This window comes from Micromonospora sp. WMMD710 (assembly GCF_029626045.1).
Taxonomy (GTDB): Bacteria; Actinomycetota; Actinomycetes; order Mycobacteriales; family Micromonosporaceae; genus Micromonospora.
The window spans coordinates 4,877,053-4,899,077 of record NZ_JARUBD010000001.1 but is presented as its reverse complement, the minus strand read 5'-3'; the positions used below and the strand labels follow the sequence as shown (position 1 = coordinate 4,899,077).

Here is a 22,025-nt window from a genome sequence, read left to right as displayed (position 1 = left end):
GCGCTCCGCGATCCTGTTCCGTTACATCGGTATTCGCCCTGCTCAGAGGGTCTTTTGTCGATGTCGTCGGCATGTTCTCATACCCGAAGACGACGTCATCGACCTCGCACCGCTCCCTCACTGAAAGGTGCACCGATGCACAGGAGACCGACCTTCCGACTGGCCGTCCTCACCGCCACCGCCGCGACGCTCCTGGCGTCCGGGGGCACCTACGGCGCGGTGGGCGTGGCAGTGCCGGCGACCGCCGCACCGGGCGTCGTGGCGTGTGCGCCGGGCGGTGCCGCCCGGCTCGCCGAGGGCGCCACTGCCCACGAACCGGAGCTGTACTCCAAGAACGAGGCCAACGCCTACGGCGTGATCAAGGATGCGCCGCGCCTGCCCAACGGCAGCGTCACCATCCCGACGGTCTTCCACATGGTCTCCGACCACCCCCTCACCGCGGCCGAGACGACCAGGTGGAACACCCTGATCGCGGCGCAGATGGCGGTGCTCAACGACTCGTTCGCGGGCAATACGGCGGGCGACGCCTCCGAAACGCCGTTCCGGTTCTCGCTCGTCGACACCACCTGGACGGTGAACAGCGCCTGGTACACGGTCGAGCCGGGCAAGAACGAGCGGGACATGAAGAAGGCCCTCTACACCGGCGACTCCCGCACCCTGAACGTGTACGCGGCGAACATCGGTGGCGGTCTGCTCGGTTGGGCGTATTTCCCGAAGGGCTACAACAACGGCCGCGACTACATCGACGGCGTCGTGATGCTCGACGAGTCGATGCCGGGCGGAACGGCCGGCAAGTATGCCCTGGGTGACACGCTCACGCACGAGGTCGGGCACTGGCTGATGCTGGAGCACACCTTCGCGCACGGCTGCTCCGCGTCCGGCGACCTCGTGGCGGACACCCCGCGCGAGGCGGCGCCGCAGTTCAACTGCCCGGTGGGCGCGGACACCTGCACCGCCCCAGGGCTGGACCCGATCCACAACTTCATGGACTACACGCAGGACTCCTGCATGGACATGTTCACGGCCGGCCAGGCCGACCGGATGAGCGACGCCTGGGTGGCGTTCCGCGCCGGCTGATTTTTGGGCCTGTTTCAACGCGTTGATCAAGAGGTTTGCGTCACCGGAGTGCTGATCGGTGACGCAAACCTCTTGGTCATCTCCGGGAGGGCGCGTAGCGCCGGCAGGGCGCGGTGTGGTCGGCGGGCAGGGCGCATCGGCCGCCGCCGGGTAGTCGCTGATCGCAGAAGACCCAATGGCGTACGCCCTGCTGGTCCTCGGCCGACACGGTCACCCCGCCCGGCTCGACGCGGGCGCTGAGCCGGGCCAGCACGCGCGCGGCGGTCCGGGCGAAGATCCGGGCCCGGAGCAGGTCGGGTGCGGTCACCGGCAGGTGGATCACCCAGCGCTCGGTCATCGGTCGTGGCTTGCTGCCGTTGGTGGTCCTTCTTGGCGTCGGCTCACCAGCCGGCGGATCGGGTCGCGCACGGGGGACCGCCCTTCGTCGGGTCGCGTCGAAGTGGAGGGGGCGGCCTCCGCCGGTTGCGGGCGGCGGAGACCGCCCCACCCTGCCGACCGCAGCCTCAATCGGCGGTACGGCAGCAGGGCCGCGCCGGGGGAGCGCGGAGGGTGGGGTCTCGGCGGCGATGCGAGACCGGTACGAGAGGCGCCAACCGACCGCAGCAGCACCGCATCACCGGCAGTGACGCTACCGATACCTGTCACCTCTGTCAACGCTCTCTTACCTGTCGAATCTAGCTGTGGCTGCTCACCTGCTTCTCCTGCGTCAGTTATTGCCGCTCTTTCACCTGTTGCTCGATACTGGGAGGGCCAACCGACTGCAAGGGGCTTTCACGTGCCGATTCCGCCGACGATGGACGAGTTGATCAATGATCTGCTGAGGCGGGTCGAGGTGGGCGAGTTCCAGCCCGGGTCAAAGATTCCGTCCACTCAACAGCTGTCCGACCACTACGACGTGTCGGTGTCGACGATCCACCGGGCAGTGGCGGTCCTGCGGGAGCGGGGTGTGTTGGTTGGCCGCCCGGGTCGGGGCGTCTTCGTCTCTGAGTCGAAGAGGCGCTGACCTCGCTATGACGCGTTGACGGAGGAAGCGATTCGTAACGCGTAGGTCAGCAGGTCGGCACATCTGCTGACAGCAGCCACCGGCTGGCGACCAGGACCAAACGCAGAGACTTGCGTGGTTGCCGGAAGGAACACGAGGCCGCCCGGGTTCCGGGGAGTTGGAGGAGGGTGCCGCGTGGGAACTGCCCCATGCCGGCGCCCGGTGGTGAACGCCGCCAGCTTGAAAATCGAAACGAGTGGTCACCCGCCGCTCCGGCCGAGGTGACCCCTTGCGCCGGTCGGCCGGCCTACCGGATGCGCCGAGGTCGTCATACGGTGGGCTGCCCAAGGTGGAGTTGTCGAACGGCCGCAAGGGCTGTGCGCCGGGGAGGGGGACGCGTGGTCAAAGCACCGGGCACCCTCCTGGCTGCACGTTCGTATCGACGCGAAGCCCCAGGGGCACAGTTGCGCCAGCAGACGCAACGCGAAGCGTCTGCCGAACCGTGAGGTAGCTCGGAGGGGGCTCTACCGACGAGAGCACGAGCGATGAGCGACGCGCTACGCTTTAGCGCGATTTTGTGAAAAGATTGCGCATAGCCTCACGGCTATATGCAACTAGGTGTGGAGCACAGGTGACGTACTCAGCTCGAGTTCGCTAGGGAGAGTATGGCCGAGATTTCAGGACTACCCGCATTCTGGGAAGAGTTCTGCTCTTTAGGGCAAGAAGTTGACTATTTCGTGACCGCCCGACTTTTCGACGGCATACCCGCGGCATGGCCGCACGAACTCAACTACATCAGATGGCGGCATCTTGTTGCAACCGAACTTGGTGTTGACCCGATGGCGGTCCAGCTAGTGGGAAGTGCCCGTTTGGGCTACTCTCTAAACCCCGGAAAAAACTTTAGGAGATTCCGGGAAGGGTCGGACTTGGATATCGCGGTGATATCACCCGAACTTTTCGATCAGGCATGGAGTGAGCTCCGGGAAATGATCGAAGACGAGTTTTTCGAAAACAAAAAAAACTACCTTCGAAAACTGGTTTTCGAAGAATGTATCGCCCTTGACATCATGCTGCCTCGACTCTCCTTTGGGGAGCGGTGGTCGCGATCGAAAGATAGCTTTATTCAGGATCTCGGGGAAAATTTTTTAAACTGCGAAGTCAATTATCGGCTATACCGCAGCCATAAGTCACTGAGAAATTATCAAGCGAAGAGTGTGAGGATCGCGCGAGATCGTGCGGTCGAGGAGGGCGTGCACCATGGCTGACCACATGCTCAAGTTCGAAATCGAGTCGAAAACTGTGGCGGAGTTCCGGTCGCTGGACAAGTCGGGCGAGCTTATCCTGCGGCCTGAATATCAGCGTAAGGCTGTTTGGCCTGAGCGCGCGAAGGTCTCCTTGATGGAGACCATTTTACTCGGGTACCCAATACCGGAGATCTACCTCGCCTACGAGACCTCGCCGGAAGGAGAGCAAAAAGCTTCCGTTGTCGATGGTCAACAGCGCCTTACCTCCCTGTTAGGGTTCATAAATAACAAGTTCCCACTGGATGGGCTAGAGGACGGAAAGCTCAGCGAGAAGTTCGAGGGATTGTTCTTCAAGGAACTTCCTGACGAAGTGCGCCAGGAGTTCTTCCAGTATCGTTTCCCGATTCGCCGCCTATCGAACCTTGCGGACGAGTTCGTGCGCGCAGTTTTTGCTCGCGTCAACAGGGTGAATATGGTGCTTACAGATCAAGAGCTCCGGAATGCTCTCCTGCCTGGCCCCTTCAACGACTTCCTCAAGGATTGCGCAGTTCACCCGCTAACTACGGTCTCCGGAGTTTTCAGTGGCGAACGACGCAAGCGAGGTGGTGATTTGGAATTCTATGCCGAGATTTTTGGCACCTGCATTTTTGGGCTATCCAATAAAAAGGCTGAGCTCAACGAGCGCTATGATAAGATTTCCGCAGACTTCGAGGACTACCAGGACCGTGCGACGGAATTCCTCACGCTGCTGACGTTTCTCAAAGACGTCATCAAGTGGGGCGGCAGGACGAGGTGGTCGAACATCGTCGACATGTTCACATTGCTGCATGTTACTTGGGGGCTGCGCGAAGAGCTTAACAATGCTGACGCGACGCGGACAGCGCAAATTCGAGAACTTTCGGACCTTTTTCAGCGTGCAGTTTCCGCCAAGAAGCGAAAGGGTGAGGACGAAGCGGGAGTCAAGCTTTCGGCGTCTCTCTCGACAATGCTAAACATGACGCCCGAGGAAGTCGATCAGGTTATCGAAGCATACATGTCAGGAATTCGGAATTCATCTGACTTGGGATCACGTCGAATTCGCTCTCAGCAGCTAAATCTATTGATCTCAAAGCAGCTTGAGAACTGACGGATTGTTGCAGCGTTAGCAAGCCGGGTTCCGCTCGAATGTTGAGATTTCACACTTGCGGGCCCACCCTGCGGGCGGGCTGCAGCGCTACACGCCCTACGAGCCGGCGAGCGCGAGAGACATCCCGTCCTCGCGCCGCGCCCGCACACGCCTCTTGCTGGAAGCGAGTCGATTAGCGCCTTGACCACCGGTAGTTCTTGGGGGTAGTGGCCGCCATCCGCTAGCGCTCCTCGGCCTCCGCCGTCGCGTACGACATCCGCTCCGCGTCGGTCGGGTCACCCGGACCTCGGTGCGCTCGGCCGGGGCGATCCAGCCCTGCGACTCGAGGTCCTTTCACGGCGAGTCGTACCGCTTAGGCCCGACCAGGCTGAACACGTCATCCTCGCCTACCAGAGCCGCCGTTAGCTCATCCCGGCGAAGCGTTGTGTACTGGTACCGCCGGTAGTACCATCACTCCCGTGCCGTCCATAGACAAGCTCGTTGAAGCGATGCGGAAGAACCAGCAGAACATCGCCTACAACGATCTCTACGGGGTGTGTGAACACTACTTCGGGAAGGCGCGGCAGGCCGTCACCTCCCATGCGGTGTTCAAGATGCCCTGGCCGGGCGACCCACGCGTCAACATCCAGAACGACCACGGGAAGGCCAAGGCGTACCAGGTACGGCAAGTGCTCAAGGCGATCGACAAGAAGGAGGCCATACGATGCGAACCAATCCCCACCCCGACGTGTCCCACTACACCTACCGCGTCACGTGGTCGGTCCAGGACAACGAGTTCGTCGCCACCTGCGCCGAGTTCCCTTCCCTCTCCTGGCTGGCCCCTTCCCAGATCGAGGCTCTGCAGGGGCTCCAGGACCTACTGCGTGAAGTGATCGCGGACATGGAGGAGCAGGACGAGGCGGTGCCGCAGCCGTTCGCCGAGCGCAGCTACTCGGGCAAGTTCAACCTGCGCGTCGGCGAGAGCCTGCACCGCGAGCTGGCCATCCACGCCGCCGAGGATGGCATGAGCCTGAACCAGTACGTCCTACGGAAGCTCAGCGCCGCCTGACGAGAACGCAGTTGATCAACTAACTGTTCACCCTCGCTGCGCCCGTTTCTCATCAAGCTCGCCTGGCGAGTTCGCCAACGGCCGGCAGGGTCACTGAACGGCCGCGCCCACCGGCGTGCCACAGCACCTGCAGACCCGGAGCGCTGGCATGCCCGTAACCGCTCGGTGGCCCCGCCGCGTCGTGATCTCGGCGGCGTTCACCCTCACCCTGCTCGCCCCGGCGGTACCCGCCGACGCCCACCCGTACGGCTATCCGCAGACCGTGACCGTCGCGGCGGACGCAGCCCGCCCCGACGTGGTGCACCTGAGGTGGAAGCCAGGCGGCGTCGACGAGCTGACAGTGCTCGGCGTCCACCTCGGCCTGTTGCCGCAGGACCGCGTCCTGCTCGACGGCGCGGTCGACACCCGGGACACGGACGCGACGATCCTCGCCGGATCTAAGCCGTTCGCGGACTACCTGCTCAAGCAGATGACCGTCAGCAGCGGCGGCCAGGCGTGCACCGGCGTCGTCGGAAAGGCGAGCGACTCCGGTGTGGACGTCGACTACACCTGCCCCGGCCCGCTCGGCGTCGCCCGCATCGACATCAGGATGCTGAGCGACCTCGACCCCGCGTACCGCACCGTGGCGACCGGACCCGAGGGCAAACGCCAGGTGTACGGCACCGACGCGTACTCCCACGATTGGGTGCTCGGCGACGCGCCACCGCAAGCTGCTGCCGACAGCGGGACGGGCCACGGCCAAAACACCCTCCGGCGGGCTGCGATGGCCGTCGGCCCCCTGCTGCTCGTCGCGGCCATCGGATCGTTGCTGCGCCGCCAGGTACGTCGCCGACAGATCACCCGCGTTCGGCCGCCGTCCTGAGACCGGCCGCCATCAGGGCGGCCCCCTGTGCCCGCCGCAGTCGGCATCACGGCGTCGGCGGTTCCTCGCACCCAACGAAGGAGAAACCCCGCCATGACGCACGACAAACGTGCGCGCCGGAAGCGAACACGCGGACTCGTGTCCGCGATGGCGCTCGTCCTCATCGCCGGACCGGCGACGACCCTGCATCCGGCGCTGGCCGGAGCGGAGGCCGTGCCGGCCAGCGCCACCACGCCGCTGATCAACCTGAGCGCCGGGCAGAACGTCGAGGGCACGGTGCCCGTCGTCGTCGAGCCGGTCACCGAGAACGACTCGGTGACCACGCTCGCGGTCGACGGCGACAAGATCGCCGCCGACAAGACCGCCGGTACCGCCCACTTCGCCTTCGAGATGGGCGGCAACGGCACGGAGTCCCGCTACCGCAACTACCTCACCGTCAACGGGCACACCGCCGAGGCCGACCGCGTCTACTTCCCGGACATCCCGGGCGGGCGGGTCGGCACCCTCGACTTCCCGGGCGACTGGCTGAAGCCCGGCCCGAACACCGTCTCGGTGCACGCCGGAGCGAACTGGGTCGACACCACCACGAAGACCGCCGTCGGCTACCAGGAGCTGCCGAACGGTGAGGGTGGCCGCTGCCCCAACTACGACGACTACGCGCTGAGCAGCATCAGCCTCAGCCTGCTCGGCGTGGTCGCCGACGGCGAGCAGAACCTGTTCAGCTACAACTTCGGCGACGGCACCTGCGGTACCTCCACGAAGCTGCTCAACCAGGACCTGACCTTCGTCATCTCCGGTGAGCCGGGCAGCACGTCGGGCCTGCGCGCCGACCTGGACACCACCAAGCTCACCAACGGTACGCACACCGTCAGCGCGACCACCGTGTCGGGTGCGAAGACCTCGGTGACCGTTGACGTCAACAACGCCCCGGCCGGCGCAGCGGTGGTCACCCCCGGTGACGGTGCCCGCGTACGGGGAACCCGACCGGTGATCGCCGCGCTGCCCAGCGGTGGCAAGGACCACGTCGAGTCGTTGGCCATCGACGACAAGCCCGCCGAGAACACGGAGGCGCTGGCCGCCGGCACCGCCACGCTCGGGCTCACCGTCGCGGCCGGCAACTCCATCGAGGCCCGCTACCACAACTACGCGCTGGTCAACGGCCACCGGGTCGACCTCGGCGGTGACTACGGCGCGACCGGCGCGGAGGACGTCAAGCTGGCGTTCCCGAACCGGTTCCTGCACCTCGGCGACAACGTCGTCGAGATCCGGACCGGCGACTACAACGGCACTCTCAACGGCGCGACCTGCGCCAACCACGACGACTTCACCCTGAACCGAGCGGCGACCAGCCTCACGCTGAGCACGGCGGGCACGGTGACGGCCGGCATCACGAACGTCGTCACCACCAGCGGCACGACAGTGACGAAGGCGGAGACGACCGCGGCCGCACTGGCGCTGGGCGACGGCACCTGCGCGGCCAACAAGGACGCCGAGTTCCACTTCACCATCGCGGACGCCCCCACGACCCGTACGGTCGACACCCTCGGCAGCGGGGGTGACGCGCACCTGAAGGTGTTCGTCGGTGGCAACGGCAGCGACAACGGGTACGACAACAAGGTGCTGATCAACGGCATCCCGCTGGCGATCGGCATGTGGGAGAAGGAGGTCGCCGACCTCGCCTTCCCGAACGAGTGGCTGGTGCCGGGCGTCAACGCCGTGGAGTTCGTCGCCGGCAACGACCACGGCAGCGCCAAGCCGGGTGGCTGCGACAACTACGACGACTTCACCCTGCGCGACTTCCAGCTGGTGTCGGCCGGCGCGAAGGCGACCCAGCTGACCCGGTCGATCGCGCAGACGACCGTCACCATCGGCTCGGCGAGCTACCCGCCGGGTTCCCAGGTGGCCATGTACATCGGTGACGGCACCTGCGGCAGCAGCTTCAACGCGGTGCTGGACACGATGGTGCTGTTCGACGTCACCGCCGAGGACGGCTCGGCGCTGCCGGCGCTGGGCAAGCGTGCCGACGTGGACACGACGTCGATCGCGGACGGCGCCCACACCATCAAGGCCGTCGTCGGGGACAAGACGTCGACGCGGCGCTTCACCACCGACAACACCGCCCCGGAGATCGAGAGCAGCGTCCCGGCGGCCGGGCAGCGGTTGACGTCGACCGTCGCGCTCAACGTCAAGATCAAGGATGCCTCCGGGGTGGTGGGCACGCCGGCCATCACCCTGGACGGCGCGGCCGTCAAGCAGGGTGACCAGATCGGCCACGGACTGCCGGCCGGGGAGCACACCATCGCGCTGACGGCGACCGACGCGCTCGGCAACACCGCCACCCGCGAGGTGCGCTTCAGCAGCGCGAGCATCCCGGACGTCCCGACCGAGCTGAACTCGACCGTGAAGAGCACGGACCCGCTCTCGGCCGAGCTGTCCGCCCGGATTCCGGGTGCGGAGGGTGTCGGGCTGACCGCCACGTTCACCAAGGCGGACGTGATCCTGCCGACGGGCGGCTACCAGGGCGAGGCGGCCGACGTGCCGACCACGCTCGACGTCCAGCACGACAGGAACGTGGATGTCAGCTCGCTGCGTCCGCTCGACGGCGCGACCATCGACACCCCGTCCAGCCGTGGGGTGATCTTCCAGCGGTACGACCTGCCGCTGGCCGCCACCAAGCAGGAGTCGACGCTGCGCTGGTCGGGCACCATCGACCCGGCGCGGATCGTGGCGCTGCGGGCGTGGAACCCGGCCACCGGGAAGTGGGTCGTGCTGACCTCCTCGCGAGGGCAGGCCGGGCACGAGACGGTCCTGACCGCGCCGGTCGAGGCCGGCTACCGCGACGGCGGCGTCGTCCACGTGCTGGTCACCGGCGAGGACCCCTTCGCCGACGACCTGTCCCCGCACGACTCGTCGGCGCAGAACGACAAGGACCGCTTCGAGGACCCGGCGTCGTACGACTTCTCGCTGGCGCACTTCACCGACACCCAGTACGTCACCGAGGGTGCGGCCGGCGGCACGTACGACGACTTCGACGGCAACGCCGAACCCACGGACGTCGAGACGGCCGAGGAGCAGGCGATCTGGTCGGCCGCGTACCGCGACCAGATGCAGTGGATCGCCGACAACGCGGACAGTCGCAAGATCGCGTACGCCGCGCACACCGGCGACGTCATCGAGAACGACTACTACGACCCGCTGGCCAAGAACCCGGACGGCACCCTGAAGCGGCCCGGTCTGCACGAGCAGGTCGAGAAGGAACTGGCCACCGCCTCCGGCTTCCAGAAGATCCTCGACGACAACGGCGTCGTCAACCAGGTCATCGCGGGCAACCACGACGACCAGTTGGGCGCCGAGACGGGCCCCACCTCCCGGTTCAGCCGGACCTTCAGCGCCGAGCGGTACTACGGGACGGCGAAGGCCTGGCCGAAGGGCACCGAATACCACGCGTGGGACGAGGTGACCAACGCCGACGGGTCCGTCACGCCGGGTAAGGACAACCAGAACAACTACCTGCTCTTCTCCGCGGGTGGCCTGGACTTCGTCGCGGTCGGCCTGTCGTACGGCGTGACGCCGGCGGAGGCCAAGTGGGCTGACTCGATCTTCAAGCGGTACAAGGACCGCAACGGGATCCTGCTCTCCCACGACTATCTGAAGCCGTCGGCCAACCCCGACGGTCGTGGGGCGGACTTCTCCGCGCCGGACGGCTCGCCGCTGTTCAAGCAGGTCGTCGAGACCAACCCGAACGTCTTCCTGGTCCTCGCCGGCCACGAGCACGGCGTCGGCACCAACCTGAAGTCGAAGATCGGTGTGACGGTCAGCCACGACGTCGTCGAGCTGCTCGCGGACTACCAGTTCTACACGGTCACCGCCGCCGAGCTGTGGCCGAAGCAGGTCGCCGCCGACGGCACCATCGACGTCAACGGCGACGGCACGCCGGACCACAAGGCGACCGACCGGTTGCAGTTCGGGGCGAGCTTCCTGCGGCTGCTCCAGTTCGACGTGGACCGGGCCGAGATGCACATCGACACGTACTCGCCGTTCCTCAAGAACTTCGGCGCGACCGAGTACGACATCCGCCAGGACGGCAGCCAGCCCAAGCCGCGGTACAACGGCTCGGAGGACAACCTGACGCTGCCGGTCGACCTCACCACCCGCAAGACGTCGTTCACCACCGACTCGCTCGCCGCGTACGTGCCGTCCGGCACGATCGGCACCGACGAGGTGACCTCGAACGGTGTCGCCACGGCGACCTGGGACAAGCTCCTGCCCGGCACGTCGTACGGCTGGATCGTCTCCGCGAAGAGCGCCGACGGCGGCGAGGCGGTGGCCCAGCCGGCCGTGTTCCGTACCGTCAAGCAGGTCCCGACGATGACCGTCACCACCGCCCCGACCGCCTGGGGCACCGCGGCGACGGTGACCGTGAAGGTGGCGGCCGGCAGCACGCCGGTCACCGGCACGGTGGAGTTGCGCGAGGGTACGACCGTGCGCGGTTCGGCCACCGTGACCAACGGCGCCGCGACGTTCACCCTTCCGGTGGGCCTCGCGGGCGGCCAGCACACACTGACCGCGTCGTATTCGGGTGACGACCACCTCACCGCCGTGCAGGCCACCGCCACGCTGACGGTGAACCTGCCGGCGGAGTGGAACTCGTCGACGGTCTACAACGACGGGGACCGGGTCACCTACCAGGGCCGGGTTTTCCGGGCCTCCTGGTACACGAAGAACCAGAAGCCGGGCGCCGACGCCAACGGCGCGTGGCAGGAAATCGCCATGACCGAGGACGGCACCGCGATCTGGACCGCATCGCGGATCTTCAACTCGGGCGACCTCGCCATGTACGACGGTAAGAAGTGGCGGGCCCAGTGGTACACCCGCAACCAGAAGCCGGGCGACCGTAACGGCCCCTGGGAGGAGATCGCCCCGACCCCACCGGACAACAGCCCGGCGGCCTGGACGCTCACCAAGGTGTACAACGCCGGGGACCGGGTGTCCTTCAAGGGCCACGTCTACGAGGCGAAGTGGTGGACGCGCGGTCAGGAACCGGGTGACACGAACGGCCCGTGGAAACTGATCAAGTCATAAGGTTCGCGTGAACGCCGGCCCGGGACCGAATGCTGGTCCCGGGCCGGTGCGCTGTGTCGACCAAGGCGTCACCCGTCCGGTGGAGGCCATCCGTTCCACCCGCTCTCACGTTTGCGCTGCTCCTACGCTTCGCCGGAGGCAGGCGCGGGCGGGGCGTCAGCCACTGTCGACACTGGCGGAGGGCCGATGGCGTCGAGGCGTACACCTCGGGTTGTGGTTGCGGCGGTGGCCGGCGGGCTGTTCGCGCTCGGGGTGGTCGCGCCCGGTCCGGCCGCCGCGCCGCTGCCCCGCGCGGCCCGGGCGGACGGTGACGTGGCGCCCGTGCCGCGCGAGCCGCGACCGCCGCTGCTGCCGGCGGACTTCCGGGGCACCGGCCGGTACGTCGTGCGCGACCTCGGCATTGACGTGCCGTTCAGCTGGCAGGGCCGCGACGGCAACAGCCAGATGATCGCCGGCGGCCCCGAGCACCCGATCTGGTTCACGAACCTGATCTACGAGAACACGCTCTACACGCTCACCTACAAGTGGCCGAACATCCCGCTGTTCCCGCCCCGGGCGTGCAGCAAGGTTCCGGTGTTCTTCAACCGCCAGATCTTCAACGACAAGCTGAAGACGTCCCGCTACGTCGGCCCGGAGATCCTTCAGGGCGCGAAGGACCGGCACGTCGACCACTGGCGGGTGGGCGTGGTCGGCGGCTCGACCGTGCCGGGGGAGTTCTTCCGGTTCCCACTCGCGCTCGGCGACATCTACGTCGACCAGCGCGACCCGAGCCGATGGGTGCAGGTGCTGCAGTTCGGCCTGCAGAACCTCTTCGATCCAGAACTCGATGAGTGGTTCACGATGGACACCTTCGAGCACCGCCCCGGCGAGGTCACCCTCCCAGACCGCTGCCCACCCCCCTGACCCCCGTCTAGGTGATCAAGAGGTTTGCGTCACGGCACCAGTAGGGACCGCGCACCGATGAAGGCGACGAAGAGGCTGAGCACGACGACGAGCCCGTAGGCGAGGGGTGACAGCAGCTCCATAGCGAGCGCGAGAGACACCCCGCGCCCCGTGCGCCGAAACGGAGTCGATCAAGGGTGGCAGGGCGTGACGCGTCAGTCGAAGGACGGCAGGGACGGGCCGAGGACGTCGTCCGCGTCGACGATCGTGTACGCGTAGCCCTGCTCGGCCAGGAAGCGCTGCCGGTGCGCCGCGTACTCGGTGTCGATCGTGTCCCGGGACACCACCGTGTAGAAGTGCGCCTGCCGCTTGTCGGCCTTCGGCCGGAGCACCCGACCCAACCGCTGCGCCTCCTCCTGCCGTGACCCGAACGTGCCCGACACCTGGATCGCCACCGCCGCCTCGGGCAGGTCGATGGAGAAGTTACCGACCTTCGAGATCACCAGCGTGCGGATCTCCCCCGACCGGAAGGCGTCGAACAGCCGTTCCCGCTCCTTGTTCGTGGTGGAGCCCTGGATGATCGGCGCGTCCAGATATTCGCCGAGCTGGTGCAACTGGTCGATGTACGCGCCAATCACCAGCACCTGGTCCTCCGGATGCCGGTCGACGAGCGCCTTGACCACCGGCAGCTTCGTGCGCGCGGTCGCCGCCATCCGGTAGCGCTCCTCGGCCTCCGCCGTCGCGTACGACATCCGCTCGGCGTCGGTCAACGTCACCCGGACCTCGGTGCACTCGGCCGGGGCGATCCAGCCCTGCGACTCGATGTCCTTCCACGGCGCGTCGTACCGCTTCGGCCCGATCAGGCTGAACACGTCACCCTCGCGGCCGTCCTCGCGTACCAGAGTGGCAGTGAGGCCCAGCCGGCGGCGGGCCTGGAGGTCCGCCGTGAACCGGAAGATCGGCGCGGGCAGCAGGTGTACCTCGTCGTAGACGACCAGACCCCAGTCGCGGGCGCCGAACAGGTCCAGGTGGGTGAACGTGCCGCCGCGCCGCGAGGTGAGCACCTGGTACGTGGCGATGGTGACCGGGCGAATCTCCTTACGCTCACCCGAGTACTCGCCGATCTCCTCCTCGGTCAGCGACGTGCGGGCGATCAGCTCCCGCTTCCACTGCCGGCCGGCGACCGTGTTGGTGACCAGGATCAGCGTGGTCGCCTTCGCCTCGGCCATCGCCGCCGCGCCGACCAGCGTCTTCCCGGCCCCGCAGGGCAGCACCACCACACCCGACCCGCCGGCCCAGAACGCCTCCACGGCCTCCCGCTGGTACGACCGCAGCGTCCACGGCTTACGGCCGTCCTTGCCGGCCTCGGCCAGCTCGATCGGGTGCGCCTCACCGTCCACGTAACCGGCCAGGTCCTCCGCCGGCCAGCCCAACTTCAGCAGCGCCTGCTTGAGCCGACCACGCTCGGACGGGTGCACCCGGATCGTGTCGTCGTCGATCTTGTCGCCGAGCATCCCGGCGAGCTTCTTGCTCTTGGCCACCTCGATCAGCACCAGCCGGTCCAGCGCGCGCAGCACCAGCCCGTACGCCGGGTCGTTGGCCAACTGGAGCCGGCCGTAGCGGTCCATCGTCTCGGCCACATCCACCAGCAGCGCGTGCGGCACCGGATAGCGGGAGTACTTGATCAACGAATCGACGACACCCTCGGCGTCGTGCCCCGCCGCGCGGGCATTCCACAGGCCCAGCGGGGTCAGCCGGTACGTGTGCACGTGCTCCGGTGAACGCTCCAGTTCCGCGAAGGGCGCGATCGCCATCCGGCAGGCCTGCGAATCGGGGTGGTCGATCTCCAGCAGGAGGGTCTTGTCCGACTGCACGATCAGTGGTCCACCGCTCACGCCAGCGTCCTCTCCTCGGTTGGCCGACCATCCAGTGTTGCACGGTTCGGAATCTCGAAAGAAAGATGCGCACCGGGTGCAACCGGGACGGCACTCACGAACGTCTAGCAAAGGGACGACTGTCCGGGGGAGGTGCCATGAAGCGTGTCCGGAGCACATCCCCGCTGGTCGCCATGCTGGTGGTCGTGCTGGTCGGCGCCGGTGCGTGCACGTTCGATCCGCAGTCCGGCGGGAGTGGTGGCGGGGGAGCCGCACCGGCCGGTGCGGCGGAACAGGCAACGGGGGCGAGCGGCACGTCCGGGCCGGACCAGCGCGGCCGATCCACGCCGGCCGCGCCCACCCCGAAACCCTCCCGGACGCCCACCCCGAAACCGACCCGCAAGGCGCCCACACCCACACCCACCCCGAGCAGGGGTACGCCGACCGTCGCCGGCTGCCCGCAGGGCCAGCACCAGCGCGCGGTCGAGACCTACCTGGCCCGGCTGGGCGGCTTCGGAGCCGTCACCGTGGACGGCCGGCAGTCCGCCGCCGACTGCGCCGCGATCAAGAAGTTCCAGAAGAGGTACGACATTCGCCCCGTCGAGGGTCGCGCCGGACCGACCACCCTCGACGTGGCCCAGCGCCTCGCCACCACCGACCCGGCCCGCTGCAAGGCCGGCACCGGCACCACGTTCTGCGTGGACCTGACCCGGCAGACCGTCTGGGCGCTCCGCAACGGCAAGGTGATCATGCCGCCGACGGTGACCCGCACCGGCATGCCCGGCTACCGCACCCCCGCCGGCACGTACGCGGTCAACTACCGCAACCTGAAGGAATGGTCCAACCCGTACGAGGTGTGGCTGCCCTACTGGCAGCACTTCACCCAGGGCATGGGCTTCCACGAGACCACCACCTACCTGCACGACAAGTCGATCGGCTCGCACGGCTGCGTCAACCTGCTGCACGCCGACGCCGTCCGCATGTGGGAGCTGGGCAAGGTCGGCACCCGGGTGGTGCTGATCGGCCGCCGCCCCGGCACCTGAGCGACACGCGCCGCACTCCGGGTCTTATCCCCTGTCACACCGGTCCCAGGAGTGTCACCCTGGAGTCCAGGGCCGTACCGGGCGGGGAGGCTGGGCATGACGGTCGACCGTGAAGTGATCGCACAGCATGAGCAGGCACCACCCGACGAGGTGTCCCGGGCGACCGTCATCGCCTACGCCGTCGCGGCGACGCTCCTCCTCGGGTGGTTCCTCTTCGGGTGGCTGGTGCTTCGGCAGGGCTTCGTCGACTCGGTCGGGGAGTCCGCCGGCGCCGGCTTCGCGCTGCTCCTGGTCGTCTCCGTCATCGGCACCGTACGACGCAGCCGCCGCTGACCGACCGCGCCGCCGGCGGCGTCACACCTCAGTCCGCCAGCACCGCCGCGGTGATCCGGTGCAGCGCGAACGTGTGCAGCATCTCGGTCCGCTCGTCCTCGGCGCGCAGGTAACCCGCACCGATCGACACCGGCTTGACCAGGCGGGACGCGGTCGCCCCGTGTGCGTCGACGTACCCGACCCAGACCAGCGCCTTGTCGCGGACCGCCTGCTGGAGCACCGCCAACGCCTCGCTGTGGGTGTGCGCCGGCACCGGACCGCCGCCGAGCCCCGCCGCCCCACCGCGCACCACCGCCGGTGCCCGTCGAGCCGCCCGCGCCGCCGCGTCACCGCGCCGGATGTGCTCCACCACGCCGAGCAGACGCGGCATGGGCAGCTTCGGGGCGGCCAGCGGATCGAGCGTCCGGGTGGTCATCGGAACCCGGGTCGGTGCCCGTCGGATCCGTGGCCGGGACAGCACCGTGCCGCCGGTCGCGTCCTCCTGCACCGGCGCGTACCCGGCGTCGCGCAGCGCGCCCAACAGCCGAGCGACCTGGTACGGGGTGCACAGCACCGTCGGCGCGAGCCGGCGCAGCGTCAACGGCTCCAACCGCCGGTCGGCCAGCACCTCGCTGAGCAGGGCCTCGTCGTCGCTGCGCAGGTACGCCCCGGCAAGGCCGACCCGCAACCCGCCGTGCTTACGGGCCACGTCGTCCACCAGGTAGGTGAGGCCCTGCGGCACCGGGGTCCGGGACCGCCGCCGGAACACGTCGTGCAGGTCGCCGGCCGAGTAGCCGGAATCCAACGCCCGCCGGACACTCGCCGTGGTGACCCGGTGCACGCTCGCCCCGCCGGCCGACTCGGGTTCGGTCATCGCCTCCAACTCCGCGGCCAGCGACGGCTCGGGTGGGCCGGGCACCACCACGGTCAGGTCGGCCTGCACCAGGAAATGGTCGACGGGTGCGGGCAGCAACGCGTCCAACGCCCGGGCGGCGTCGGACGGGTCGCCGCTCTCGACGTCCGCGTGCACGCCCAGCGGGTCGTCGGCGCTCCGCCCGTCGGTCGACGTCAGGTCACCGAGCAGCAGCCGCCCGTACGAGGTGAGCGCCCCCAGCCCGGTGACACCGAGCTGCGCCGCCTCGGCCAGCACCTCCCGGTGGCCGGCCTCCCGGCCCCGGCTGCGCCGTGGCGCCCGCCAGTCCAGCAGGTCCTGCACCTCCTCCGGGGTGGGTGCGGTCGCCGGCTCCAGGTCGGCGAGCACACCGAGGACGGCCCGTCGGGTGCCCGGCGCCCCGGCCCGCTCGACCTCGGCGGAGAGCGCGGTGATCGGCCGGTCCCGGTCGTCGCGGCGGCCGACCAGTCCCACCTGCCGGGTCATCGTCAGCCAGGCGCGGGCCAACTGCTCCCAGCGTTGGGCCAGTGAGGCAGCTCGCCACACCTCGTACCCGCCGGTCGGCATCACCTGCTGATCCACCCCGTACCGGGTGGTGGCGGCACCGGGCATCTCCAGCTCACCGGCGAGCCCCGCCGCGTATGCCACCTCCAGCAGCAGCGCGGTCATCGGTTCGTCCAGCCCGGCCGTGCGCGCCAGCCGCCGCAGGTCGCGGACACCGATGCCGCCCGAGCGCAGCACCGGCGCGGGTTCGGCGGCGAGCTGCTCCAGCAGTCCCTCGGTGTGCCGGACCACCTCCATGGTCTGACCGGCGCCGGCGGAGTCGACGGCCTTCGCCTCGCGGGGCGCGGCGGCCACCGGCGGTGGGCTGGTGCGCAGCGGGCCGAGCGGGCCGCTGTCGCGGCGCAGCAGCAGGCCGACCTCGCGGGGCAGTTCGACCGTGCCGCTGGCCGTCGAGGAGCCGGCCGAGATGGGCACGAGCAGCCGGTTGTCGACCAGCCAGCGCACCGGGGAGCCGGCCGGCGCGCCGCCGTTGGTGGGGTCGGTGAGCACCGGGTCCTCCGCGCCGACGGGTGGCGCCTGCAGCGCGCCCGGGGGCACGCTGCCCACGGGCGGCCCGGCCGCCAGCCGGTCCAGGATCGCCCGGGCCGACGGGGGCGCGGCGAGCAGCGTCCGACGCAGTTTCGCCGGGTCCGCGCAGAGCGCGGCCGTGCGCGGGTCCAGCTCCGCGGCAGGCCGGCCGAGCCCGGCGGGGTACGGAGCCACCTCGTCGACGGCGGGTACCACCTGAAGCGCGTGCTCCGGGCCGTACAGCAGGAAGAGCGCTCGTAGCCTGCCCACGGCGGCCCGGACGGCCGTCGGGGCCGGCGGGTGGGGTCCGGTGGTCGCCATGGCGAGCACGGCGTCGGTGGCCGTGGTGCCGTCGTCCGGGGTCCGGGTGAGGCGGGCGGCGTCGAGGATCTGGAGGGTGAACTGGTCCAGTCCGTCCAGCGCGCGGGCCACCGAGACCCGGGACTGGGCACGGATGGCCAGGGCGGAGATGTCGGCCGGCACGGGCACGACGAGGTCGGGCCGCAGCTGGAGGAGCGCGGCCAGCGAATCGTCGGGCAGCGACCGTAGGTGGTCGGCGAGTGAGGTGGTCATCGTCTTTCCACGCTAGCCCGGCACCGGGCTGTCGCGCCCCTCGGACGTCCGCCCGGTCGGGAGTCGGCGGTACGTTTCTCGACATGTCTGCACTGACCGTCGGATTCGATCTCGACATGACGCTGGTCGACTCCCGTCCCGGTATCGCCGCGGCCTATCGGGCGCTGACCGCGAGGACCGGCGTGCCGGTGGACGCCGAGCTGGCGGTGTCCCGGCTCGGCCCGCCGCTGCGTACGGAGATCGCGCACTGGTTCCCGCCGGAGGAGGTCGAGTCGGCCGTGCTGGTGTACCGGGAGCTGTACCCGGCGTACGCGATCACCCCGACCGTGCCGCTGCCGGGTGCACGGGAGGCGATCGAGGTGATCCGTGCCCGGGGCGGACGGGTGCTCGTCGTCACGTCCAAGATCGCCCGGCTGGCACAGCTGCACCTGGACCATCTCGGCATCGCGGTCGACGAGGTGGCCGGTGACCTGTTCGCCGAGCAGAAGGCGACCGCCCTGCGGCAGCACGGGGCAACCCACTACGTCGGTGACCACGTGGCGGACATGGTGGCGGCGAGGGCGGCCGGGGTGCCGGGAATCGGCGTGGCGACGGGTCCGTGCTCGCGAGATGAGCTGCTCGCGGCGGGTGCGGAAGTGGTGCTGGACGATCTCACCGGATTCCCAGGGGCGCTCGACGGCATGATCCAGCTAGCCTTGGAGCAGTAGCGGCTCAAGTGAAGCAGGGGTTTTCAGGTGCCTACGGGTCGAGTGAAGTGGTACGACACGGCCAAGGGATACGGCTTCGTCACCAGTGACGAGGGCGGTGACGTGTTCCTGCCGAAGGGCGCGTTGCCGGCGGGCGTCACCGACCTCAAGGGTGGTCAGCGGGTCGACTTCAGCGTGGTGGACAGCCGCCGGGGCGCGCAGGCCATGGGCGTCAAGCTGCTGGATGCGCCGCCGTCGATGGCGGAGCTGCGTCGCCGGCCGGCCGAGGAGCTGCACGGCCTCGTCGAGGACATGATCAAGGTGTTGGAGGCGAAGGTCCAGCCGGATCTGCGCCGGGGCCGGTACCCGGACAAGAAGACCGCGCAGAAGATCGCTCAGCTGGTCCACGCGGTGGCGCGCGAGCTGGAGGTCTGAGGCACCAGCCCGGCGGTGGCGGCGCGGTCGAGCAGTGCCGTCACCGCGGCGAAGCCGGCTTCGCCCAGCTCCGCGGTGAACTCGTTGACGTAGAGGCCGATGTGCCGGTCCACCACGTCGAGTTCCATCTCCTGGGCGTGCGCGAGGACGTACTCCCGGCTCGCCGCCGGGTCCGCCCAGGCCTGCCGGACCGACTCGCGGACCCAGCCGGCGGCGGCCTCCGGGTCGACCGCGCCGCGCCGGGCCAGGATCGCGCCGAGGGGGATGGGGAGGCCGGTGTCGGCCTCCCACCATTCGCCGAGGTCGACCAGCGCGGTCAGGCCGTGCCGGTGGTAGGTGAACCGGGCCTCGTGGATGACCAGCCCGGCGTCGTAGCGGCCGGCCGCGACGCCCGGCATGATCTCGTGGAATGGGACCACCTCGACCCGTGCCGGCGGTTGCCCGGCCGACCAGAGCCGGAACAGCAGGTACGCGGTGGTCCGGTCACCCGGCACCGCCACCGTCGCGCCGGTCAGGTCGGTGCGGTCGCCCCTGGTGAGCACCAGCGGCCCGCAGCCGCGACCGAGCGCACCGCCGCAGGGCAGCAGGTGGTAGTCGTCGAGCAGCCACGGCAGCGCCGCGAAGCTCACCTTCACCAGGTCGAACGCGCCCCGCTCGGCGGCCGTGTTGGTGACGTCCACGTCGGCGTACGTCACCTCGAACGGCGGCGCACCCGGCACCCGGCCGTGCACGAGGGCGTGAAAGACGAACGTGTCGTTGGGGCAGGGCGAGATCGCCAGAGAGAGCGCCACGCCCTTCACGTTAGCCCTGTCCCCACTTGCGCCCACTTCGTGGTGCCGGGTCTGTGAGGTGCCAGTCAGCCATCGTCGGGGTGGCGGCCGGTGTGGGGTGGCGATGGTTGCTGTGCTTCCTGTAGAGCTGCCCCGTGGGTGGGGCGCGGTGGCGGCGGAGATGGTCGGCGCGGGTCCGGCCATTGGGTGCCGGCCGGTGTGAGGTGGCGATGGTTGCTGTGCTCCCTGTAGAGCTGCCCCGTGAGTGGGGCGCGGTGTTGGCGGGGATGGCCAGCCGGGTCCCGCCGCCCGGCGCGGTGGAGCGAGCGTTCGCGTCAGGGTGAGCTGCGGTCCAGCCGGGTCCGGCCCGGCCGTGCCCGGCCCGGCCCGGCCGTGCCCGCGGCGTGTACCCGGCCGTGCCCGCGGCGTGTACCCGGCTTGCCCCACCCACGGGGCAGCTCTACAGGCATTCAGCAAGAGATGTACACAGCGGCGGCGACACGATCCACAGGGTTGTCCACAGGTGGACGGGGTGCTGTTGACGGCGCGACCCGAGCGGAAAACCATGGTGCGGTGGCTGCCGACAAGGATGCGATCGACGTGGGGGCGACCTTGCGGGATCTTCGTCGACGTGCCGATCTGAGCCAGCGCGAGTTGGCCGAGCAGGCCGGGGTTCCGAAGAGCACGGTGGCGCGGATCGAGGCGGGGCAGGGTGCCCAGACGGCCTTCCGGACGGTGGAGCGGCTGGTTCTCGCGGCCGGCGGCGAGCTCGCCGTCACACGGCCCGGCGACCCCTCCGGCAAGGCGGTCAGCGAGCGAGAGGCCGCGCCAGAGGACGAGCCGCGGGACGAGGCCGGCCGGCGGTACCCGGCGCATCTCGACGTCCGCCGAGTCCTGAGCCTGAAGGACTGGCCTGGCGCCTGGTGGGTGCACTCGTACACGCTTCCGCAGCGGTTGTGGCCGGTGCGCGTGCCGGAGCTGACCTACGACCTGGATCGCGCTCGGCGGGACGACCGGCGGTTGCGGGATCGCACACGCGTCCAGGTGCGGTTCCGGCGTGCCTCCGAAGGGCTGCCGACCACGTCGTGGCGCTTTCTCGCCGAGGTTCCCGGGACCGGGCCGGTCGGCGAGCTGAGGGCCCACGAGCGGAGCGTTGACCTCCTCCTCGGCGAGGATTGGGGCGACCAGCGTGAGCTGGTGTTGGAGGGTGTTCTCGTTGCTCCCGGCCTGCGCACCCTGGGCATCGGGCGACAGCTGATCGGGTTGCTGGCCAGGGAGATGGCGGTGGCCGGCATCCGGACCGCCCACGCGGTTGCCGAGGCCGGCAACATCTTGTTCCTGCTCGCCTGCGGGTTCGAGCTACAGGCAAGTCGGCCGTCGGCGCTCACGCTTGACGTCGGGCCTGTCAGTGCAGCGCCGGGGCCGCCAAGGTCAGGGCGCTGAGGGCCTCGCGCAGCCGCCAGGCGTCGCGGTCGCGCGGGCCGATCGGGTTGGAGATGGTACGCAGCTCCGCGAAGGGGACCCCGGCCTGCGCGGCCGCGACCGCCACCCCGTACCCCTCCATGGCCTCGGCGACCGCCTCCGGATGTCGCCGACGCAGCTCCTCGGTGCTGGCGGCGGTGCCGGTGACCGTGCTGACCGTGAGCACCGCGCCGACCGTGGCGTTCGGCAGGGCCGCCCGCAACACCGCGAGCAACCGCGGGTCGGCGGGCACCGCGCTGCCGCCGCCGAGCAGCGCGGGCGGCATGCCCAGGTCCTCGATCGGGATGAAACCGTCGGGCGACTCGGCGCCCAGGTCGGCGGCGATGCTCGCGGTGCCCAGCACCGTGTCGCCAACCGCGGCCCGCCCGGCGAAGCCGCCGGCCACGCCGGCGCTGACCACCGCGCGGTACGGGTGCCCGGCCGCCTCGGCCAGCGCCAACAGCCGGGCCGTCGCGGCACCGGCCACCGCCGGGCCCACCCCCACCGGGGCGACGGTCACGCTCGTGTCGGCCAGCCCGGCCCGCACGGCGTCCGCCTCGGCGGGCACCGCGGTCACGACGAGTAGCCCGGTCACGAGAGCAGCC

The 22,025-nt window shown here is 69.2% G+C and carries 18 protein-coding genes and 1 pseudogene; 13 read left to right on the top strand and 6 right to left on the bottom strand.

What is annotated here, in order from left to right:
- Positions 1-135 precede the first annotated feature (135 nt).
- On the top strand, positions 136-1,077 hold the full coding sequence (locus tag O7620_RS22590) for a zinc metalloprotease (protein WP_278124972.1): 942 nt from the start codon (positions 136-138) through the stop codon (positions 1,075-1,077).
- A gap of 76 nt (positions 1,078-1,153) precedes the next feature.
- Here the strand turns inward: O7620_RS22590 and O7620_RS22585 are convergent, their stop codons facing one another.
- The gene (locus tag O7620_RS22585) at positions 1,154-1,414 is read right to left on the bottom strand and encodes a hypothetical protein (protein ID WP_278124971.1); all 261 of its coding nucleotides are present in this window, start codon (positions 1,412-1,414) and stop codon (positions 1,154-1,156) included.
- Between the two features lie 438 nt (positions 1,415-1,852).
- On the opposite strand from O7620_RS22585, the gene O7620_RS22580 reads away from it, so the two are divergent.
- From O7620_RS22580 to O7620_RS22570, 3 genes are all read left to right on the top strand, one after another.
- Positions 1,853-2,080 carry a winged helix-turn-helix domain-containing protein gene (locus O7620_RS22580; RefSeq protein ID WP_278124969.1) on the top strand — a complete coding sequence of 76 codons (228 nt, stop codon included), beginning with the start codon at positions 1,853-1,855 and terminating at the stop codon, positions 2,078-2,080.
- A gap of 644 nt (positions 2,081-2,724) precedes the next feature.
- Positions 2,725-3,324, top strand: a complete 600-nt coding sequence (locus O7620_RS22575; protein WP_278124968.1) for a hypothetical protein — start codon at positions 2,725-2,727, stop codon at positions 3,322-3,324.
- A complete protein-coding gene (locus O7620_RS22570; protein WP_278124967.1) occupies positions 3,317-4,429 on the top strand; it encodes a DUF262 domain-containing protein in 1,113 nt (370 codons plus the stop codon). Before O7620_RS22575 ends, O7620_RS22570 begins: the two co-directional genes overlap by 8 nt.
- Positions 4,430-4,652: 223 nt before the next feature.
- On the opposite strand, the pseudogene O7620_RS22565 reads toward O7620_RS22570, so the two are convergent.
- Positions 4,653-4,846, bottom strand: a pseudogene (locus O7620_RS22565) (helicase); the annotation flags it as partial.
- Between the two features lie 286 nt (positions 4,847-5,132).
- On the opposite strand from O7620_RS22565, the gene O7620_RS22560 reads away from it, so the two are divergent.
- From O7620_RS22560 to O7620_RS22545, 4 genes are all read left to right on the top strand, one after another.
- A complete protein-coding gene (locus O7620_RS22560; RefSeq protein ID WP_278124966.1) occupies positions 5,133-5,477 on the top strand; it encodes a type II toxin-antitoxin system HicB family antitoxin in 345 nt (114 codons plus the stop codon).
- A 148-nt stretch (positions 5,478-5,625) separates the two neighbouring features.
- Positions 5,626-6,339, top strand: coding sequence for a hypothetical protein (locus tag O7620_RS22555; protein WP_278124965.1), 714 nt, complete (start codon positions 5,626-5,628; stop codon positions 6,337-6,339).
- 147 nt (positions 6,340-6,486) lie between these two features.
- Positions 6,487-11,421, top strand: coding sequence for a carbohydrate-binding protein (locus O7620_RS22550; RefSeq protein WP_278124964.1), 4,935 nt, complete (start codon positions 6,487-6,489; stop codon positions 11,419-11,421).
- A 213-nt stretch (positions 11,422-11,634) separates the two neighbouring features.
- Positions 11,635-12,324: a hypothetical protein gene (locus O7620_RS22545; RefSeq protein WP_278124963.1), complete on the top strand. Its 690-nt coding sequence runs from the start codon at positions 11,635-11,637 to the stop codon at positions 12,322-12,324.
- A 194-nt stretch (positions 12,325-12,518) separates the two neighbouring features.
- Here O7620_RS22545 and O7620_RS22540 read toward each other — a convergent pair whose 3' ends face one another.
- Positions 12,519-14,198, bottom strand: a complete 1,680-nt coding sequence (locus O7620_RS22540) for a DNA repair helicase XPB (protein WP_278124961.1) — start codon at positions 14,196-14,198, stop codon at positions 12,519-12,521.
- A gap of 137 nt (positions 14,199-14,335) precedes the next feature.
- On the opposite strand from O7620_RS22540, the gene O7620_RS22535 reads away from it, so the two are divergent.
- Complete coding sequence (locus O7620_RS22535) at positions 14,336-15,220, top strand: L,D-transpeptidase family protein (RefSeq protein ID WP_278124960.1); 885 nt, start codon at positions 14,336-14,338, stop codon at positions 15,218-15,220.
- Positions 15,221-15,316: 96 nt separating this feature from the next.
- Entirely contained in the window at positions 15,317-15,553 is a 237-nt protein-coding gene (locus tag O7620_RS22530; protein ID WP_278124959.1) for a hypothetical protein, read from the top strand.
- A gap of 28 nt (positions 15,554-15,581) precedes the next feature.
- On the opposite strand, the gene O7620_RS22525 is transcribed toward O7620_RS22530, so the two are convergent.
- Positions 15,582-18,068 carry a helicase-associated domain-containing protein gene (locus O7620_RS22525; protein WP_278124958.1) on the bottom strand — a complete coding sequence of 829 codons (2,487 nt, stop codon included), beginning with the start codon at positions 18,066-18,068 and terminating at the stop codon, positions 15,582-15,584.
- 83 nt (positions 18,069-18,151) lie between these two features.
- On the opposite strand from O7620_RS22525, the gene O7620_RS22520 reads away from it, so the two are divergent.
- Both O7620_RS22520 and O7620_RS22515 read left to right on the top strand, forming a co-directional pair.
- Positions 18,152-18,775, top strand: coding sequence for an HAD hydrolase-like protein (locus O7620_RS22520; protein ID WP_151487960.1), 624 nt, complete (start codon positions 18,152-18,154; stop codon positions 18,773-18,775).
- 27 nt (positions 18,776-18,802) lie between these two features.
- Complete coding sequence (locus tag O7620_RS22515) at positions 18,803-19,189, top strand: cold shock domain-containing protein (RefSeq protein WP_088986676.1); 387 nt, start codon at positions 18,803-18,805, stop codon at positions 19,187-19,189.
- Here the strand turns inward: O7620_RS22515 and O7620_RS22510 are convergent.
- Positions 19,150-19,980 (bottom strand): 1,4-dihydroxy-6-naphthoate synthase, encoded by an 831-nt coding sequence (locus O7620_RS22510; protein WP_278124954.1) that lies wholly within the window; start codon positions 19,978-19,980, stop codon positions 19,150-19,152. The genes O7620_RS22515 and O7620_RS22510 overlap by 40 nt on opposite strands.
- A 552-nt stretch (positions 19,981-20,532) precedes the next feature.
- Between O7620_RS22510 and O7620_RS22505 the strand changes: the two genes are divergently transcribed.
- Positions 20,533-21,402, top strand: a complete 870-nt coding sequence (locus O7620_RS22505) for a helix-turn-helix domain-containing protein (RefSeq protein WP_278124953.1) — start codon at positions 20,533-20,535, stop codon at positions 21,400-21,402.
- On the opposite strand, the gene O7620_RS22500 is transcribed toward O7620_RS22505, so the two are convergent.
- A complete protein-coding gene (locus tag O7620_RS22500; protein ID WP_151487963.1) occupies positions 21,365-22,015 on the bottom strand; it encodes a futalosine hydrolase in 651 nt (216 codons plus the stop codon). The two genes, O7620_RS22505 and O7620_RS22500, sit on opposite strands and share 38 nt — an antisense overlap.
- Positions 22,016-22,025: the final 10 nt, after the last annotated feature.

Bases quoted from the DNA above. Each gene is read 5' to 3' on its own strand.
- O7620_RS22525 (WP_278124958.1), bottom strand. From the start codon at position 18,068: ATGACCACCTCACTCGCCGACCACCTACGGTCGCTGCCCGACGATTCG.
- O7620_RS22530 (WP_278124959.1), top strand. From the start codon at position 15,317: ATGACGGTCGACCGTGAAGTGATCGCACAGCATGAGCAGGCACCACCC.
- O7620_RS22550 (WP_278124964.1), top strand. From the start codon at position 6,487: ATGGCGCTCGTCCTCATCGCCGGACCGGCGACGACCCTGCATCCGGCG.
- O7620_RS22520 (WP_151487960.1), top strand. From the start codon at position 18,152: ATGTCTGCACTGACCGTCGGATTCGATCTCGACATGACGCTGGTCGAC.
- O7620_RS22575 (WP_278124968.1), top strand. From the start codon at position 2,725: ATGGCCGAGATTTCAGGACTACCCGCATTCTGGGAAGAGTTCTGCTCT.
- O7620_RS22560 (WP_278124966.1), top strand. From the start codon at position 5,133: ATGCGAACCAATCCCCACCCCGACGTGTCCCACTACACCTACCGCGTC.
- O7620_RS22535 (WP_278124960.1), top strand. From the start codon at position 14,336: ATGAAGCGTGTCCGGAGCACATCCCCGCTGGTCGCCATGCTGGTGGTC.
- O7620_RS22570 (WP_278124967.1), top strand. From the start codon at position 3,317: ATGGCTGACCACATGCTCAAGTTCGAAATCGAGTCGAAAACTGTGGCG.
- O7620_RS22585 (WP_278124971.1), bottom strand. From the start codon at position 1,414: ATGACCGAGCGCTGGGTGATCCACCTGCCGGTGACCGCACCCGACCTG.
- O7620_RS22555 (WP_278124965.1), top strand. From the start codon at position 5,626: ATGCCCGTAACCGCTCGGTGGCCCCGCCGCGTCGTGATCTCGGCGGCG.
- O7620_RS22590 (WP_278124972.1), top strand. From the start codon at position 136: ATGCACAGGAGACCGACCTTCCGACTGGCCGTCCTCACCGCCACCGCC.